The sequence below is a fragment of the Treponema sp. OMZ 805 genome, assembly GCF_050937395.1.
GTDB lineage: Bacteria > Spirochaetota > Spirochaetia > Treponematales > Treponemataceae > Treponema.
The window spans coordinates 53,469-71,336 of the sequence record NZ_JACCLP010000002.1 but is presented as its reverse complement, the minus strand read 5'-3'; the positions used below and the strand labels follow the sequence as shown (position 1 = coordinate 71,336).

Genomic DNA, 17,868 nt, shown 5'->3' with positions numbered 1-17,868 from the left:
AAAAGATCGGCGCTCCATTCAGCAATACTTTTTCCCGATTAATAACTCGCATACGGCTTTTGTCTTTGCATCGGCATCTTGTTTGTTGCCGCCGGATTCAAGCCGTTTGATTTCATTCAAAATGATTTGATGATTTTCCGGCGTAACTTTAAATTGCGAAGCAAACACAAGACCGAGCAGCAGCATACAGACCGGCAACACAATAAACATCAACCTGATTTTATTGAGTGTTTCTTGTTTTTGCTGCGGCTTTTGCACTTGCCCGATGCCCGAATACTGAAAATCGATTGTATCTAATAATACTTTTAAATCGTATAAATCGGATTTGGCATAAAATGCAGGCGGAAATATTTTCTTATAGACATTTCCTTCTTTCTTATATAAGCAGGTTATGAGAAATTTATCATGGGCTTGAGCAAAGTCTCCGGTATGAAATGATGGTATAATAAAATCATCAAATATATTTACAGGTATCTCTGTAAAAGAAGTATTGTTTTCAAAAAAAGAGGAAATCTCAACGCCGGCGGTATCCTTATACTTTTTATAGATATTTTTTATTATCCCGTCCGTATCTTTACTGATATATTTCAAATGCACGTTGCCGTCTTCATACAAGGTGTAATATTTCTCTATTTCCGAAAACGGTGTCGCGGTATTTTTACAAAGTGTTTCGGCTTCTGCAAATTGGCTTTGCGTCAAAATTGAAGGTACCGGATTTTTATATCCTATTTTACCTAACCCAATACCGATTGTCGGCATAATAATCAAGCCTAAGAACAGTTTCCGCGTAAGTGTCATCGCCGCCGAATATGTACCCGTACGCTGTTTTCCGCTCATCACGCGGTCTATATCGGAAATAAACGGTAATAGTTGATGAGGAATTAAGTTATTCGCTGATATGCCTATCCCCATAAGCACCATATTTAATATTACTGGGACATTGCCCGAAGTAGGAGTATGAAACCCCATCAATAAAATAGCAAGAATAAATACGGACAGGGCAACAATGTAAACAGGTTTATGCCCTTTTCGATTGATAAGATAGCTGTGCACCGGCAGCGCTACCATCATGCTAATGAGAAGACTCCCCTGCGCGATGACAAAAATGCTGCCCTTGTTTAAATAATCGACAATATAAAAGAGCACAAACGACATAAAAATATCGAGCGCACCGAAAGAGCACACGTACATCGCAATATGAATCCTACACGACTTGTTTTGAAATAACGACAAGAAATTTTTTATAAATGACTGGGTAGGTTTTTTTACGACTTCATCTTGAGGCAGTTCCCATGTTTCAAAATAGAGCGGAATCCACGGTAATGCAAAGATGAGTGCAAATACGCATCCCATGATAAAATATCCGTGTGCGCTCCCGTTGAAATGATCAATAATCGGCTGCGCCAATAATCCACCGAGCAGCGTCGCAACAAATGAAAACATCAGACGGGTGCTGTTCAGTTTATTTCGCTCAGAAAAATCTTTTGTTATTTCAGCACTTAACGATGTATATGGAATAGATGCTACTGTTGCAACTGTAAAAAAGATAATATATGCAACGGCATAAAAGATAAATTTACCGGTTTGGCTTTCAATGGTAACCGGAAACCAGATCAGAATAAACGATAGGGCTATCGGAAGAATGGAAACCAAAAACCATACGCGCCGCTTTCCGAACCGCGTCCGCGGCGTGTTATCGGCGATATATCCCATCATCGGATCGGAAATTGCATCCCATATCTTACCGATCGCCGGAATTAACCCTGCCAATGCAGGATGCACCCCGATGACATTAACCAAATAATACATTGAAAATGTCGTAACAATAAAAAAGCATCCGCCCCCGTACAAATCCCCGCCGCCATAGGCAAGGTATGTACGCCATGTCATTTTTCTTTCCTTTATGTTCATGCACCTATGATACAATAAGGGGTATTATATTACAACCAGTCCTTTTGAAAATAGAACCAAAGAATAAGCCGTTTAATACATTTCCTTTCTGTGGATATACTCATTTTCATTCCCGAGGACGATGATAAAACGGAAACGCTCGTCTCCTCATGAGCGAACAGTTGGAGATAGACGAATTGGAAGAATGCATAAAAGCAAAATCAAACGTTCCATTTTATCCCGCAGTCGATGCCAGCCTCAATAACCCCTGCAACAAAAAAGATAAGAATGCAATTTTCAGAGCATTGGGTTTAGACGACGATCTTGATTATGAGGGTAATTTAAAACTGCATGAAAAACTCAAAACGTAGTTGATAGCAAGGCGCCCTGCTCCGAAACAGAAGTTTCCAAGCACATCCATGCCAAGTTCAAAAATTGACTTCCTTGTCAATTTTTGAACGCGAGTTTTTGCTGCACAAAAACATCGCTGCTACGTAGAACCACGGACATCCCTGTCCGTTCTGATACGTTGAGGATTTTTAGTAGCGGCACCTGCTGTAAACCCTTCCGTAAGCCTTTTGGAAATAGACGATGCAGATACAAGGAGCCTAGCAAATTCCAACCGGAGGCGTATCTTTGATACGTTGAGGATCTTCAGAAGCGGCACGGATGCCGCGCGTATTAAGCAGAAACAAGTTTGACACCGGTCAAACTTGTGTTCAGCGAAGTACACGGACGTACTTCGCTGAACGAGCGACAACGCAGATGCCCTCCTATTTGTCAAAGATCAGTCGAGTTCGAAAGCGCCGGTATACAGGCGATAATACACTCCCTTCTTTTCCAGTAGGGAGGTGTGTGTGCCGCGCTCGATAATTTCGCCGTGGTCCAAGACCATGATAACGTCGGAGTTCATGACGGTGGAAAGGCGGTGGGCAATGACGAATACGGTTCGTCCTTCCATCAACCTATCCATACCTTTTTGAATGAGCGCCTCGGTTCGGGTGTCGATTGAAGAGGTCGCTTCATCCAAGATCATAACGGGCGGGTCGGAGACTGCGGCACGGGCAATGGATAATAGCTGCCGCTGCCCCTGCGAAAGGGAGTTTTTGTTGCCTTCAATAACTGTATCGTACCCGTGGGGCAGCATCATAATAAAGTTGTGGGCGTTGGCAAGTTTTGCCGCTTCGATACACTGTTCGTCGGAGGCATCCAAGTTGCCGAAACGGATGTTTTCCATAATAGTGCCGGTAAATAAATTCACCTCTTGCAATACGATACCGAGCGAACGCCGCAGGTCTTCCTTTTTAATGTGGGTAATCGGGATACCGTCGTAGGTAATAGTGCCGCTGTCAATATCGTAAAAGCGGTTGATCAAATTGGTAATCGTTGTTTTGCCCGCGCCTGTTGCCCCGACAAACGCAACTTTTTGTCCGCGCTCGGCAAAAAGATTTATATCCTTCAGCACTTTTTTATCGGGTGAGTACCCGAAATCGACATGCTCAAAAATCACCTTGCCTGTAAGACGGGTTAGTGCAACGCTGCCGTCTTCGCGTGGTTCCTTCCACGCCCATACACCCGTGCGTTCCGCCACTTCGATTAGCGCGCCCGCTTCTTCCTGTGCGTTGACAAGCGTAACGGTACCGGCATCTTCCTCCGGCGCTTCGTCCATCAGTGCAAAAATCCGCGCGGCTCCCGCAACGGCATTAATCACCGAATTAAGCTGATTGGAAAGCTGAGAAATAGGATTGGTAAAACTACGCGACAGCGTTAAAAACGAAGCGATGGTACCGAGCGTCAGCGTGTTGATCCCTGCGATAGTCGGATTGGGGGCTTTCGCAATGGCAAACCATGCCCCGACGAGTGCGACAATCACATATTGGACATAGCCGAGCGCATTCATAAAGGGCATGATGATATTTGCATACGAGTTCGCTTTTGCAGCGCTTTCCTGCCACGCGGCGTTCTTTTCTTTAAACTCAGCTTTTACCGCTTCCTCACGGCAGAATACTTTAATCACTTTCTGCCCGTTTATCATCTCTTCAACATAACCGTTCAGCTGCCCAAGCGTATCCTGCTGCCGGACAAAATAGTAGCCGCTCTTTCCTGCAACGAACTTAATCACTTTCAAAATAGAAAAGATGGAAGCGACAACAATAACCGTCAAGTACACGCTCTGGTACAGCATCGCAAAGAATACCGTCACAATCGTACACACGGAGGAAACCAGTTGCGGCATCGACTGGGTAATCATCTGCCGGAGCGTGTCGGTGTCGTTGGTGTAGCGGCTCATAATATCGCCGTGAGTATGCGTGTCAAAATAGCGGATGGGGAAGCTCTGCATCTTGCCGAACATTTCATCGCGGATCCGCTTGAGCGTCCGCTGCGCAACGTTAATCATCAAGCGGCTGTAAATCCATGAGCAGAGCACCCCGACGCCGTAAATTGCGGCGATAATCATAAGTGCCCGTAACAGACCGGTAAACACCGGATTAGTTTCCGCAAGCAGCGGCATAATATATTGATCGATCAATACTTGCAGGAACAGAGATGAAGCGGCGGTTGCTCCTGCGCTTAACAAAATACAGACCGTAACAATCACCAAAACGGCTTTATACTGTTTGAGGTACGCAAGAAGCCGTTTGACGGCAGGCATGGAAAGCTTCATTTCCGGTTTAGCTGTGTGAGCTGGTTTCATATTACTCATCGGAACCTCCGAAAGCCTCAGTTTTGGAAGCTTTTCCATAGTCTGTTGCTGCGCCGTTTTTAGCTGCGCCATCGGTACCTTTGGCTTGAGTTTCAAAGACTTCTTTATAGATGGCGCTTGTTTGTAACAGTTCACCATGCGTACCTACCGCAGTAATTGCGCCGTTATCAAACACAAGGATTTTATCCGCATGCTGCACGGAAGAAATCCGCTGCGCAATAATGATCTTTGTTGTATCCGGCAGGAAGTCTTTAAATGACTTTTGAATCAGTGCGTCCGTTTTGGTGTCCACCGCACTGGTTGAATCATCAAGAATTAAAATCTTAGGTTTTTTAAGGAGCGCTCGCGCAATACAGAGCCGCTGCTTTTGTCCGCCGGAAACATTGGCTCCGCCCTGTTCGATACGGGAGTTATACCCATCCGGCATTGCTTCCACAAATTCGGCAGCGCAGGCAAGGCGGCACGCTTCGGCAATGTCGGCATCGCTTGCATGTTCATTCCCCCACTGCAAATTACTCTTTACCGTACCGGCGAACAATTCGTTTTTCTGCAACACCATCGCCACCGCATCCCGCAGCGTTTTTATGTCGTAGTCTTTTACGTTCACCCCGCCGACGCTGACCGAACCTGCGGTAACATCGTACAAGCGGGGTATCAGCTGCACAAAAGAGGTCTTGGAAGAACCCGTGCCGCCGATAATCCCCACCGTTTCTCCCGACCGGATAACAAGGTTCGCATTGTCGATTACTTTTTTATCGGCATCCGCAGTATACATAAAGTCGGCATGGGCAAATTGAATGTCGCCGTTTTTTACCGCCATCACCGGATGCTCGGGATTTTTAATATCCGGCCGTTCGTTCAAAACTTCGGCAATGCGTTCCGCAGATGAGCGGGAAATGGTAATCATCACAAACACCATCGAAAACATCATCAAGCTCATCATAATCTGCGTTGCATACGAAAAAAGCGCCATCAGCGAGCCGGTCGTTAAGCCCTGCGCGGCATCATTCCCGCTCGCAACAATCGCCCGTGCCCCGAACCACGAAATCAAAATCATACAGGTGTAAATACAGAACTGCATCAACGGCATCATCAGTGTGATGTACCGCTCCCCTTTTGAAAAGCCCCGGTAAATCGATTCGGAAATCTTTTCAAACTTAGCAATTTCGTACTCTTGCCGGTTAAACGATTTTACCGCCCGCACACCGCGTATGTTTTCCTGCACCACATTGTTGAGCTTATCGTAGGTTTTGAAAACAGTTCTAAATATCGGATGCACCTGTCGGATAATAAGAAAGATACCGAGTCCCAAAAGCGGAATCATACCGAGAAAGATGAGGGAAATGTTGGTACTGATTCTAAACGATGCAATCATCGCAAAGATCATCATCCCGGGTGCGCGCACGGCAAGTTTTACCAGCATCTGATAGGAGTTGAGCACGTTTGTTACATCGGTGGTAAGCCGCGTTATAATGGAAGACGATGAAAATTTGTCGATATTGGAAAAAGAAAAAGTCTGCACGTTATTGTACATATCCTGCCGCAGATTTGCTGCAAAACCCGCCGACGCCTGTGCCGCCGTAACCGACGAAAACACACCGGTAAGCAACTGGATAAGCGCAAACACCAAAAGCGCCGCCCCATACTTGAATACTGTGTGCATAGCTCCGGCTTCAATTCCAAAATCAATGAGATACGCCATACAGGAGGGGATGATAATTTCAAACACCACCTCCGTAATTGTCAGCAGCACTGCGATAACGGATGTCCGTTTATATTCCCGCAGGCTTTTTGATAGAGTCTTGAGCATAGTGGAAATAGGATAGCACAGTCTGAAAAAAATGAATATACGGGCGGGTAGAATATAAATTGAAACGCCTCTATATCACTCCCGCTTTTTCAAAATGCTTTTTTAATATCCGCATAGAAATCCACGCTCCCGCGAAACCCCAGAGCATTTTCTTGGTATCATTATTTAAATTGAAATCGGCGTGAACCATTCCGCTTTTTAAATAAATAATTCTGTTGCAGACAGACAGTAAAAATTCATAGTCATGCGATATTACAAATATAAGCCTACCTGCATTTGCCTCAGTGAGAATACTTTTAGAAACCAAATCCATAGAATGTTTATCCAAGCCGCTTGTCGGTTCATCTAAAAAAAGTATCTTACAGTTATTGCAAAAAGCCGCTGCAATGGTAAGCCTTTGCTTTTGACCTCTTGAGAGGGCAAGCGGATGCCGTTCTTTTAAATCAAGAATTTCAAAATCCGATAAAACGGTTTCTTTTTCCGTGCCGTTCAAACCGCCGCCTTTCTTTCCTATATCCAATTCATCCGCTACGGTGTTACCGAAAAGTTGAAAGTCTGAGTCCTGCATGACAAAATACATACTCCCCGCTCTTTTCTTATAGCTCCGCTTTTCTCCTTTAATTAAAACGCTTCCGCTTTTTTCTTTTAACAAGCCTGTACACAATTTAGCAAGAGTTGTTTTACCCGCTCCATTTTCACCGATAATGCCGATAACTTCTTTTTCATAAGCTCTTATTGATATGTCTTTAAGCACATCGGTTTTTTCCTGTTTTGAATGTGAATATGAAATATTTTTTATTTCAAACAATGGGGTGGTTTTATCGATAATACTTTTAGAATGAACCGTATCAAGATTTTCCAAATATATGGGTCGAATATTTTTATTGTTTTTTTGCAGCTCAAAAAATTCGTCTTTTGAGTATTCGCCCGTAATTCTTCCCTTATCCATAATGAGCATACGGCTGCATAAGGCCGAAAGATAAAATAATCGATGCTCCAAAACGATAATGGTTTTCCCTTCGTCTTTTAAGCTCCGTAATATGTTTTCCAAATCAAAGATGGAATGAATATCCAGATTGGCTGTAGGCTCGTCAAATAAAAAAATATCAGGTGACATCGCATAACATGACGCGATAGCCAGTTTTTGTTTTTCACCGCTTGAAAGTTTAAAGATACTCTTCTCTTTTAGCTGATTTATTCCAAGCAGCTTCAAACTTTTGTCTACCCTTTTCAGTATTTCTTCCCTGTTCAAAAACATATTGCTGCAGCCGAAAGCCGCTTCACTAAAAGGATCGGTCATAAAAAACTGACTTCGCGGATCTTGGAATACACAGCCTACCATGCAGCCTATTTGTGAAAGCTCCATAGTGCGTATATCTTTTCCGTTTAGATAAGCTTCGCCCGTTAACACTCCGTCATAGTAATGCGAGATGAGGCCGTTGATAACAGAGCCGAGTGTGCTCTTCCCGCTTCCGCTTTTTCCGGTAATAACAACAAATTCTCCTTTTTTTATTTCGAGGTTTATATTGTCAAGAATGAGGAGACCTGTCCTTGTTTTATACGAAATATTTTTTAGCGAGAGCACATTCCGCTCCCGTATTGTGCTTTCCACAGCCGAGCATAGTACCCATCTTTTTCCAAAAGTTCATCGTGTTTTCCTTTTTCGATAAGACAGCCTTTTTGAAACACAAGGATTTGATCTGCCTTTTGAATAGTCCTTAAATGATGAGCGATCACTATGACCGTTCTGTTTTTTGCAAGTTCAGTAATTGCTTCTTGTATCAAGGCCTCGTTTACGGGATCGACATTACTGGTCATCTCGTCGAGGATTAAAATCGGAGCGTCTTTTAAAAATGCTCGTGCAATGGAAATCCGCTGTCTTTGTCCGCCGGATAAGAGACCTCCGTTTTCTCCAATATCCGTTTCATAGCCTTTCGGCAAGCTCATAATAAAATCGTGAATCTTTGCCTTTTTTGCAGCTTCGATGATTTCTTCTTTCGTTGCTCCTTTTTTTCCTACTCGGATATTTTCTTCGATGGTGTTATCGAAAAGCTGAACATTTTGCATAACAATACTGATGCGATCCAAAAGCTCATCGTAGGGAATATCTCGAATATCGGTACCGCCGAGTGTAATACTTCCGCCTTGCACATCGTAAAACCGCAACAGCAAATTCGTAACCGTTGTCTTACCGCTTCCCGATTCTCCTACAAGCGCGGTCATCGTGTTCTCAGTAATGTCAAAACTTATATTTTCCATTTTGAACTCATCTTCTTCATAAGAAAATCCCACATCGTTAAAAACAATATCGTTTTGTGCAGGAGTAACTCCGTCCGTTTTATCGGCTATTACATCAGCATGAAGAATTTTCCCCAAGCGGTGATAACTGTCTACGGCAGACACATAATACATATAGTGCGTTTCCATCGCTGCAAAAGGTTTATAAAATTCTTTTGAAATGACTGCGATAATCATAAAGCTGAGCACATCGATGCTTCCACGTAACGCGGCAAGACCTGAATACATGAAAAGAACAAAATACCCTGCATCGATTAAAAATGCAAAAACCGAAAGCTGTCTTGCCTTAAAACGGGACGCAGCCTTACTTGTTTCTCCGAATTTTTTTGTCTTTTCAAAAAGTTCATTATCCAGACTTTTATTATGCGAAAAACTTTTGAGCACCGGAATACCGCGTACATATTCGACAAATAAACTCACCATATCGGCAAGAGCGGAATTATTGTTATGCTCCGTTTTTTGTGCTCCCTTAATTGTGTAAAAAAGGTAGGCAAGCGAAAGCGGAATCGACGCGGCCATAACAAGGGCTGCACTAAGGTTGATAAGGCAAAGACCTATAAATACCGCAAAAGCAATGAGAAAATCACCGAACATCCGCGGCCACATATGACCGACTACCATGGACATATTGTCCACATCTTTATGAAGAATTGTATTTAATTCTCCCAGCCGTTCATTCGTATAAAATCCCAAACTAAACAGCTTTAATTTTACAATCATCCGCTCCCGTATTTGCTGCACCACATCAAAGCCGGCTCCGTGCTTTTTTAAGTCGGCAATCATATTGCAAAGTCCCTTAAAAACGACCAAGCCTATCAGTGTTGCAAAAGCCCCGTAGAGCCCCTGCACATTAGTCCCGGCAGCAATCTTAAACAACATCGAAAACACCGTAAGTAACATCCCCACGGAACTCAACCCGTACAAGGTAAAAAACAGAGAAGAAATACATACATTGATTTTGCCCCGCTTACTCAAAAATGCAAATAATTCTTTATACATAAAAACTCTTCTTATCTAATTGTTAATTAGGAATTAATTCCCCCGCGACTTCCCATCCGGCGGCTTTTTGTTGTTCTTGTATCATCTCAAAGTAGGTGCCGCGCTTTTGCATAAGTTCCGTATGAGTCCCTTTTTCTTCGATACGGCCGTTTTTCAACACGAGGATTTGATCCGCATTATGAATGGTGTTCAGCCGATGAGCGATGACAAAGACTGTTTTACCCTGCATCAGCGTATCCAAGGCGGTGTTGATTTTCCATTCGTTGTCGGCATCGAGTGAGGCGGTCGATTCGTCTAAAAGCACGATGGGCGCATTTTTTAAAAGAGCACGGGCAATAGCAATGCGCTGTCTTTCGCCGCCTGAAAGAGCAGCCCCGCCTTCCGCAAGCAGGGTGTTATATCCGTCAGGCAGCTCGCTGATAAACTCATGACATTGAGCCGCCTGTGCCGCAGCGATAACCTCCGATTCCGAAGCATCGGGCTTTCCGATTTTAATATTATTGTAAATGGTGTCCGACAGTAAAATGCTGTCTTGAAATACCGCACTGACGGACTGCAAAAGCGTATCGGGTTCTGTTTCTTTTATATCCTTTCCGCCGATTTTAACCGTACCTTTTTGCGGATCCCAAAAGCGGGCTATTAAATTGGCAATCGTGGTTTTGCCTGAACCTGACGGGCCGATGAGAGCAGTTACCGTTCCCTGCTTTGCCTCAAAAGAAATGGAATGCAATACCGCTGTTTGTTTTGCACCGTCTATTCCCCGTTCGGTATTAGATTCACCGCTTTGGTTTTGAAACGTATGGAACGGTTCTCGATAAGAAAATGAAACATCCTCAAAGGAAACATCAAAAGGCTGACTTTGTTCCCGCCTTGTTTCTCCCACCGTTGTGCCGGTATTTACCTTTGCAGTTCCGGCAGTTTGTACGCACGGTAGGGGCTGAGCCGTATACGCTTTCTGCACATGTTCCGCCGCAGGCTTTAAACCTTTTAGTAAACCGTATGCGTGTTCAAATGAAATTAATACCCCCGAAAGCGCAAGGCTCATCAACATAAAAGCGGTGAGTTTTTCGGGGCTGGCCGATCCACTCTTCAGAATATATACGGAAGATAAAAGAGCAAGCGGTAGTAAAAAATGAGCTGCTATAAAATAGACGGCAGCAGGCAGCGAAAGTTTTATTTCCGCTTTGATATTGGTTTTTCTTACCGTTTCCAACGACTGCAGCATTCTGTCAAATTTTTCTCCGGTTAGATTATACGCCTTAAACACTTTTATTCCTTTAATGTATTCCAGCACAATGGAAATCATACGAGCGGTGAGTCGATGCTTTTCATTTCCGAAATGTTCCGCCAAGCTGTTTCCCCAATGCAAAAACGGAACAAGCACAAGGAGCGTTATTGTTTGCGCTATCGCCAAGGGAACATCGATACAATACATACCGATTAAAATCAGCGCCGCCGTTACCGCAGTTTTTACCAGTGCGGGAAGCGTATGCGTAATGATCAGTTCAAAATTGGTAATATCTTTTACAAGGGTTTCCAAAAGAGCACCTGAACTGTGCCGGTTAAAATAGCCGAGGCTTAACGCGCGATAGTGATTTGCCAAATCGAGCCGCATTTGCGCACATACTTCCGCCCCGCGAGCAAAGCAGAGATAGTAACCCGTGCGGTAAATAATTAAACGGAATACCACCGCCCCCAAACAAATCAGCGAATAGGTAATGATAATTTCTCCGGTCAATGTGTTACGTACTAATCCTACCACCGTAAAATAGAGCATAATGTATAAGAGCATACCGCCTACAGAATCAAGCGACATTAAAATAATCGGCAGCCTTAATTCTTTCCGTTTTTCTTTTAATACATGTGCAATCAGTTTTAACATATCAGTTTTCCTCCTTTATATTTATACTGTCGTGGTTGAGAGCGGATATGTACGTGCGCTGCATCTGTGCATACAAACCGTTTGTATTCATCAGTTCAGTATGGCTACCTTGTTCAGCGATGCTGCCTTTTTCAAAGACAAAAATAGTATCCGCATTTTTTATCGTGTGCAGACGGTGCGCAATCATAATGACCGTTTTTCCTTTGAGCAAATTTTGCAATGCGACTTGAATCTTATGTTCATTTTGAATGTCTGAATATGAAGTTGCTTCATCAAAAATGAGGATAGGCGCATTTTTAACTAACGCACGCGCAATAGAAATCCGTTGCCGCTCTCCGCCTGAAACCTTTACACCCTCTGTGCCGATTTTCGTTTCATAACCGTCGGGCAAACTCATAATAAAATCGTCAATTTGAGCTGCCTGTGCTGCCTTGCGTACTTCTTCCAAAGAAGCGGCACTTCCCATGCGGATATTTTCGAGCAGCGTGTCTTCCAATAAAAACACCTCTTGAAACACAAACGAGGTAAGCGCCATAAGGTTCTCCGTTTGCAGTTCCGTAACGGGAATACCGCCGATAGAAATAGTGCCTGCAGAGCTATCCCAATATCGCCCGATAAGTTGGGCGGCGGTGGTTTTGCCTGCACCGGAAGCTCCGACAAAGGCATTGACGGTTCCCGCCTTTACACATAGCGAAACATCATTTAAAGCATTCCGTCCGTCTTCTCCATACGAAAATGAAACACCGTCAAACCGGACATCATAACGGCCATTTAGCGGAAGCGTTTTTGATCCGCTTTTCATCTGAGGCTCTTCCAAAATTTTTTTAACCGCTGCAAGTCCGCCGCCGAGTTCCATCGACTGCATAGCAATCGTAACCGAATTTAAAAACGATGTATAAAAGCACACCGTCAAAAGAATAAAAATCAAAAAAGAAGAAACGGACAGCGAGCCTCTTACATAAAGGAACCCTCCTGCCGGCAGAGTGAATAAGATTGCCGAATCCAAGATAACCGATGCTGCCGAAAGCGGATTACACGAAGCGGTGCACATCTTTTTCCAGCAAACGGTATACGTCTGTAAAGCGGTTTTATACTGTTGAAATTTTTCGGCTGTTACGCGGTACATCTTCATCACCGGCATTGCAGAAATATATTCCGTAGCCGATGCATTCAAGGCTTCCATATCCTTTGCAAAATCGTTCGCCAATCCCGAAAAATTACTTGCCGCTATCATCATCATCGGAACGGCAATACCGAGCAGCATAGGAACGAGCATAACCAATGCCATAAGCCAATGGAGATGCAGCATAAATACAAACATCGCAAGGGGAACAACCGCCGCCTGCGTGAGTTCCAAAGTGCTGTGCGCTAAAAAAGATTCCACTCTATCGATGTCATCAAACAGGGTTGTCTTGATTTTACCCGCTGCATTTTTTTGAAAAAAGCCTGCATTCAGATACGAGATATGTTGCAAGACTTTTATCTTTACCGTATGCATCGTATTAAATGCCGCCGTGTGCGAACAAATTCCCGCTATCGACATCAACACTGCCTGTACCGCTGCTGCTGCAACACACATAACAGCCCAATGTAGCAGCGCTTCCGCACTCATCGACCGAGCAATAATCATTTCCAAAATCCGGTACACCGCAATGTACGGAACCAACGACAACACCGAGCCGATCGCTGCAAGCACCATACCCGCAGCCAATTTTCCCCGCTCCGCCTTAGCCAGCGTAAAAACATACGCCGCTCCAACTTGTTTATCCGCCATAAAAACTCCTTTACCCCACCCGCCAGTTGTCTACTTTGTTTTGGGCTTCGACCATTTCTTTATAAAAGGTGCATCGTGAAATCAATTCTTCATGTGTGCCGGAATCCAGTATGCGGCCTTTATCCATAACGATTATTTTGTCCGCGTTTTGTACGGTGTTCAGGTGATGCGCAATCGTGATAACCGTTTTATTTTTTCTTAATTCTTCGATAGCCTCGTTTATGAGTTTTTCGTTTTCGCTGTCAACCGCCGCCATCGCTTCATCTAAAATAAGAATTGGAGCATTTTTAAGAATCATCCGAGCAATGGATATTCTTTGCTTTTCTCCTCCCGAAAGTTTTACCCCCATCTCTCCGACCCTTGTGTTGTAGCCATGAGGCAGGGCGGAAATAAAATCATGACATCGTGCTTTTTGAGCGGCTTCTATCACTTCCGATTCGGAAGCACCTGCCTTACCGATCGCGATATTTTCAAAGATGCTCATATTAAAAAGAATTACTTCCTGCTGAACACTTCCGATAAGAGCGGAAATGCTGTCCGTATCATAGTGTGAAATATCTTTGCCCGAAATTGTGAGCACACCTGAATCAACATCCCAAAAACCCATGATAAGATTCGCAAGCGTGCTTTTACCGCAGCCGCTCGGCCCGACAAGCGCATTTAAAGTGTTTTCTTTACACTGTACCGTAATATCTTTTAACGCAAAGCCGTCTTTTTCATACTTAAAATGTACGTTCTTGCATTCTATATCTCCTGTTTTTAGCTTTTCGTTGATCTTTTTTTTTGCAAGAGGAGCACAGAGAATCACCGCTATGCTTTTGAGCTTTTCAGTAAACACGATGGAAAAATGATGGAGCGTTGCGGTTTTACTTATTGCCGACACAAATACCGAAGATAAGATAACGGACAATATAAACTGAGCGGTAGAAATATTGTTATGTAAGAGCAGTATACTTCCTAACATCATAACCGATACCGCTCCGGCTTCCATAAAAATATCGATAAGCACCATCGGGCACGTAACGGCCCCCATACTCTTTTTTACATCTTGCACATAAGAGCGTGCAGAATCCAAAGTTCTGCTGCTAAAACACTCTTCTTTTGCAAAGGCCTTTATGACGGCAATATTTTTTACATATTCCATCATGTCTTCCCTCATCTGCATTTCTCGTTCAAAATATATTTGAAATCTTTTTTGCATGGTCTTTGCAGATAATTGTTGTACAAGGAACATGAGCGGTACCCCTGTAATCATTATTAATGCGAGCCGGTAATCTATAAAAAGCATTGCAATAAAAACCAGAACAGGAAGAAGAGTTGCCGCCATAATTTCCGGAAGACCGTGCGCCAGATATATTTCAATTTGCTCTACATCGTGTTCAACAATGCTTGTAAGCTCGCCGGTAGTATGCTTTTTAAAAAAGCCTAAATTCAATTTTTTAAGGTGTTCAATTATGGCAAGGCGTAATTCCGTCAATGTACTAAAAGCCCTGTCATGAGCTGTCTTTACGGCAAGATAATTACAACACGCCTTGAGCATAAACGAAATGAAAATACCTCCGGCAATCATTTTAAAATATTCCCTTTCCGCTTTTCCCGAAAATAGGCTGCTTATTACCAGTACCAATAAAACCTGCGGTAGTAAGTCAAACACTATTTTAAGTGCAAGCAGCACATTGGACAAAAAGGTTTTACCCGTTACCTGTTTTTTCAATTCCTTTTCAGTCATATCTACTCCTTTCTACATCTATAATGCACATGTATATTCGTTTATCTTTAAAACCAAATAATATTGAATATTTATTCAATATTGATAGATAAAATGAGGAGCGGTTGAACGCTCCTAAAATAAATCTTCTTCTATACTAAAGTGATTCCACGCCGTTGAAATAACACTTATTAAGAACAAAGAGCATATCTTCTGCCCATTTTTCATTTTTATAGTGCCGTGCAATTTCCATAAGCCCCTCAACATAATTATTTGCCAAAATATGAGCAAGCATTGGATCGTGCTTGGTTTTTGAATATCTCTTTAACCCATCTTTTATATGCTGTTCCAATCGTTTAACCCACATATCTTTTGCATTCTCATGTTTCGTTCCCGAGCTTTTGTCTATCAAAATGATGAGTTTTATTCTACTCTTTAATAGTTTGGGAAGTTGAGATGCTCCGCCCCGATTAAATCTTTCATAGGGACTTCCGGCCTCCATCTTTTCTTCATCTTCCATCATCTTAATGATGTTATCCAATACACCTGCGACTACTTCATCAAATAATCCTTCTTTGTTTTTGAAGTAGGTATAAATAAGCGCAACGGGAATATCAGCCTGTTCTGCAATATCCGTCAGCTTGGCGCTTCTATAATCTTGTTCATAAAATATTTTTTCCGCAGCCGTCAGAATCCTATTCTTAACTTCTTCTTTTAGCACCTGCACGGTAGAAATGTTCTCCTTTCTATTCCGTTAATACTGAATTATAATTTAATATTAAAAAGAAGTCCGATATTTGTCAAGTGAGGCTGACACTTTTGAAAATATATGGATAGATACTTATTTCAAAAGTGATTATACACCCGATAGGGTATGTTTTCGTACTCTTCTTTTGACATTATACCCTAGAGGGTGTATATTATATGTACAAAAACCTCACAGGAGACCATGTTTATATGAATAGAATAGCGGAATTCATTAAAGCAAGTAGAAAATCCGCCGGTTTGACACAGGAAGATTTTGCGATTCGATCAGGTCTTGGACTTCGTTTCGTCCGTGAATTGGAGCAAGGAAAAGAAACCGTACGCATGGATAAAGTGAATGTTGCATTGGCGATGTTCGGCATGGAAGCAGTTCCGGGTAAAAAAGGTGTAACTTCGGCAACCAAATAAGGTTGCCTCGTTAACCGATGAGTTTGCGTACCGCAAACATCACAGATTGTATGTACGCTATCGCGTACCAATTCAGCATCCTCCAAAATTGATATTTTGTTCGGCTGCTGAATTTTACGGAAGGTCTAACTTCGGCAGCATATAAATGAAAAATATATTCAGAACTGCATATGTGTATGTATATAATAACTTCGCCGGAAAGTTGTGCGAAACCGATGAGGGATATTCTTTTTCTTATGATGAAACCTATATGGCGCAAGGAGATAATTATCCAGTTTCATTGACGCTCCCGATTCGAAAAGACCCCTATACATCAAAAACGTTGTTTTCCTTTTTTGATGGACTGATTCCTGAAGGATGGCTTCTTGAGGTTGTAAGCCGTAATTGGAAGATAGACCCTAAAGACAGATTTGCCTTGCTGTTAGTTGCTTGTAAGGATCCTATCGGAAATGTCAGCATAAGTGAGGAAAAGATATGAACTGTCTGTGTTGTGGAAAGCTGATAAAAGACAATAATGAAAGTAGCGGCTGGCATAAGACATGTATAAAAAAATTTTTCACAACAGCTGTTATTCCGGAAATTGAAATAACAGACTCAGTGTTGGAAGAACTAGCAAAAGAAAGCACCAATAAAGGGTATACTATTCCGGGTGTTCAGAAAAAACTTTCATTACATCTTTCAAATGACGTGTATCCCAGATTGACTGTTGTGAATTACCCTACAGGATATATTTTGAAACCTCAAGTAAAAGAATTTCGTGCGTTGCCGGAATCTGAGCATCTTGCTATGTCTATGGCAGATAAAGCTAAGATTGTAACCGTTCCTCACGCTCTTGTAAAAAGTAAAGACTCTTATGCGTATATTACAAAAAGAATTGATCGTGTTTTTTCAAGAAATGCCAATGTAAAGCTCATCGCTATGGAAGATTTTTGTCAGCTTGATTTAAGATTGACTCAAGATAAATATAAAGGCTCTTATGAACGATGCGGGAATATTATTAAAAAATACTCTTATCGTCCCGGTCTTGATATAACCGAACTATTTTATCGACTCGTGTTTTCGTTTATTATCGGAAATTCCGATATGCATTTGAAAAATTTTTCCTTGATTGAAACGCAATCGGGTTCGGGAGTATATCATCTTTCCCCTGCATATGATTTGCTTCCGGTCAATATCATTATGCCGGAAGACAAAGAAGAATTTGCTCTGCCGATAAATGGAAAGAAAAACAATATTCATCGTAAAGATTTTCTTATCTTTGCAACCGGTTACGGCATAGCGAAACTTGCAGCAGAGAAAATGATAGGACAATTGATATCTATGACACCTGTTTTTATTGAAATGTGCCGTAATTCTTTAATACCTGATGATATGAAAAAGGCCTTTATAGCATTAGTTAATAAAAGAGTATCCGCTCTAAAGTAGTATGAAGATAGACAGCGCGGCGGGATAAGCGATTCTTCGTAACGGCATATCCATCGTTCAGACTGTGCAGAACCGTCTGTTATGCCGTCGATGGTGTTGCCGGTTTCTATGGGCCTATCATTTATTAAAAGATACAATGCTGTGTTGTATGCATGATTTACAAATCGCTTTCAAAAATCTTCTTGTTCATTTTTCCTCCACACGA

The 17,868-nt window shown here is 42.5% G+C and carries 13 protein-coding genes and 1 pseudogene; 4 read left to right on the top strand and 10 right to left on the bottom strand.

The window, feature by feature from the left end; genetic code table 11:
- Window positions 1–18 precede the first annotated feature (18 nt).
- Entirely contained in the window at window positions 19–1,911 is a 1,893-nt protein-coding gene (locus HGH47_RS02110; RefSeq protein ID WP_212565500.1) for an MFS transporter, read from the bottom strand.
- Between the two features lie 149 nt (window positions 1,912–2,060).
- Between HGH47_RS02110 and HGH47_RS02105 the strand changes: the two genes are divergently transcribed.
- Window positions 2,061–2,261: a hypothetical protein gene (locus tag HGH47_RS02105; RefSeq protein ID WP_230974469.1), complete on the top strand. Its 201-nt coding sequence runs from the start codon at window positions 2,061–2,063 to the stop codon at window positions 2,259–2,261.
- 416 nt (window positions 2,262–2,677) lie between these two features.
- On the opposite strand, the gene HGH47_RS02100 is transcribed toward HGH47_RS02105, so the two are convergent.
- The 8 genes from HGH47_RS02100 to HGH47_RS02065 all read right to left on the bottom strand — a co-directional run bounded on the left by HGH47_RS02100 (window position 2,678) and on the right by HGH47_RS02065 (window position 15,792).
- Entirely contained in the window at window positions 2,678–4,585 is a 1,908-nt protein-coding gene (locus HGH47_RS02100) for an ABC transporter ATP-binding protein (RefSeq protein ID WP_212566618.1), read from the bottom strand.
- A 1-nt stretch (window position 4,586) separates the two neighbouring features.
- Entirely contained in the window at window positions 4,587–6,404 is a 1,818-nt protein-coding gene (locus tag HGH47_RS02095; protein WP_432910004.1) for an ABC transporter ATP-binding protein, read from the bottom strand.
- A gap of 70 nt (window positions 6,405–6,474) precedes the next feature.
- On the bottom strand, window positions 6,475–7,989 hold the full coding sequence (locus tag HGH47_RS02090) for an ATP-binding cassette domain-containing protein (protein ID WP_432910001.1): 1,515 nt from the start codon (window positions 7,987–7,989) through the stop codon (window positions 6,475–6,477).
- Window positions 7,977–9,701, bottom strand: coding sequence for an ABC transporter ATP-binding protein (locus tag HGH47_RS02085; RefSeq protein WP_212565501.1), 1,725 nt, complete (start codon window positions 9,699–9,701; stop codon window positions 7,977–7,979). Before HGH47_RS02085 ends, HGH47_RS02090 begins: the two co-directional genes overlap by 13 nt.
- 22 nt (window positions 9,702–9,723) lie before the next feature.
- The gene (locus tag HGH47_RS02080; protein ID WP_432909998.1) at window positions 9,724–11,583 is read right to left on the bottom strand and encodes an ABC transporter ATP-binding protein; all 1,860 of its coding nucleotides are present in this window, start codon (window positions 11,581–11,583) and stop codon (window positions 9,724–9,726) included.
- Window position 11,584: 1 nt separating this feature from the next.
- Window positions 11,585–13,357, bottom strand: a complete 1,773-nt coding sequence (locus HGH47_RS02075) for an ABC transporter ATP-binding protein (RefSeq protein ID WP_212565502.1) — start codon at window positions 13,355–13,357, stop codon at window positions 11,585–11,587.
- A gap of 10 nt (window positions 13,358–13,367) precedes the next feature.
- The gene (locus HGH47_RS02070; protein WP_212565503.1) at window positions 13,368–15,086 is read right to left on the bottom strand and encodes an ABC transporter ATP-binding protein; all 1,719 of its coding nucleotides are present in this window, start codon (window positions 15,084–15,086) and stop codon (window positions 13,368–13,370) included.
- 136 nt (window positions 15,087–15,222) lie between these two features.
- The gene (locus HGH47_RS02065; RefSeq protein ID WP_432909993.1) at window positions 15,223–15,792 is read right to left on the bottom strand and encodes a TetR/AcrR family transcriptional regulator; all 570 of its coding nucleotides are present in this window, start codon (window positions 15,790–15,792) and stop codon (window positions 15,223–15,225) included.
- A 230-nt stretch (window positions 15,793–16,022) separates the two neighbouring features.
- Here HGH47_RS02065 and HGH47_RS02060 point away from each other — a divergent pair, with 230 nt between their 5' ends.
- From HGH47_RS02060 to HGH47_RS02050, 3 genes are all read left to right on the top strand, one after another.
- Entirely contained in the window at window positions 16,023–16,238 is a 216-nt protein-coding gene (locus HGH47_RS02060; protein ID WP_212565504.1) for a helix-turn-helix domain-containing protein, read from the top strand.
- A gap of 145 nt (window positions 16,239–16,383) precedes the next feature.
- The gene (locus HGH47_RS02055; RefSeq protein ID WP_253675712.1) at window positions 16,384–16,716 is read left to right on the top strand and encodes a HipA N-terminal domain-containing protein; all 333 of its coding nucleotides are present in this window, start codon (window positions 16,384–16,386) and stop codon (window positions 16,714–16,716) included.
- Window positions 16,713–17,663 (top strand): HipA domain-containing protein, encoded by a 951-nt coding sequence (locus HGH47_RS02050; protein WP_212565505.1) that lies wholly within the window; start codon window positions 16,713–16,715, stop codon window positions 17,661–17,663. Before HGH47_RS02055 ends, HGH47_RS02050 begins: the two co-directional genes overlap by 4 nt.
- A gap of 26 nt (window positions 17,664–17,689) precedes the next feature.
- Here the strand turns inward: HGH47_RS02050 and HGH47_RS02045 are convergent.
- Window positions 17,690–17,812, bottom strand: a pseudogene (locus tag HGH47_RS02045) (DUF4261 domain-containing protein); the annotation flags it as partial.
- Window positions 17,813–17,868: the final 56 nt, after the last annotated feature.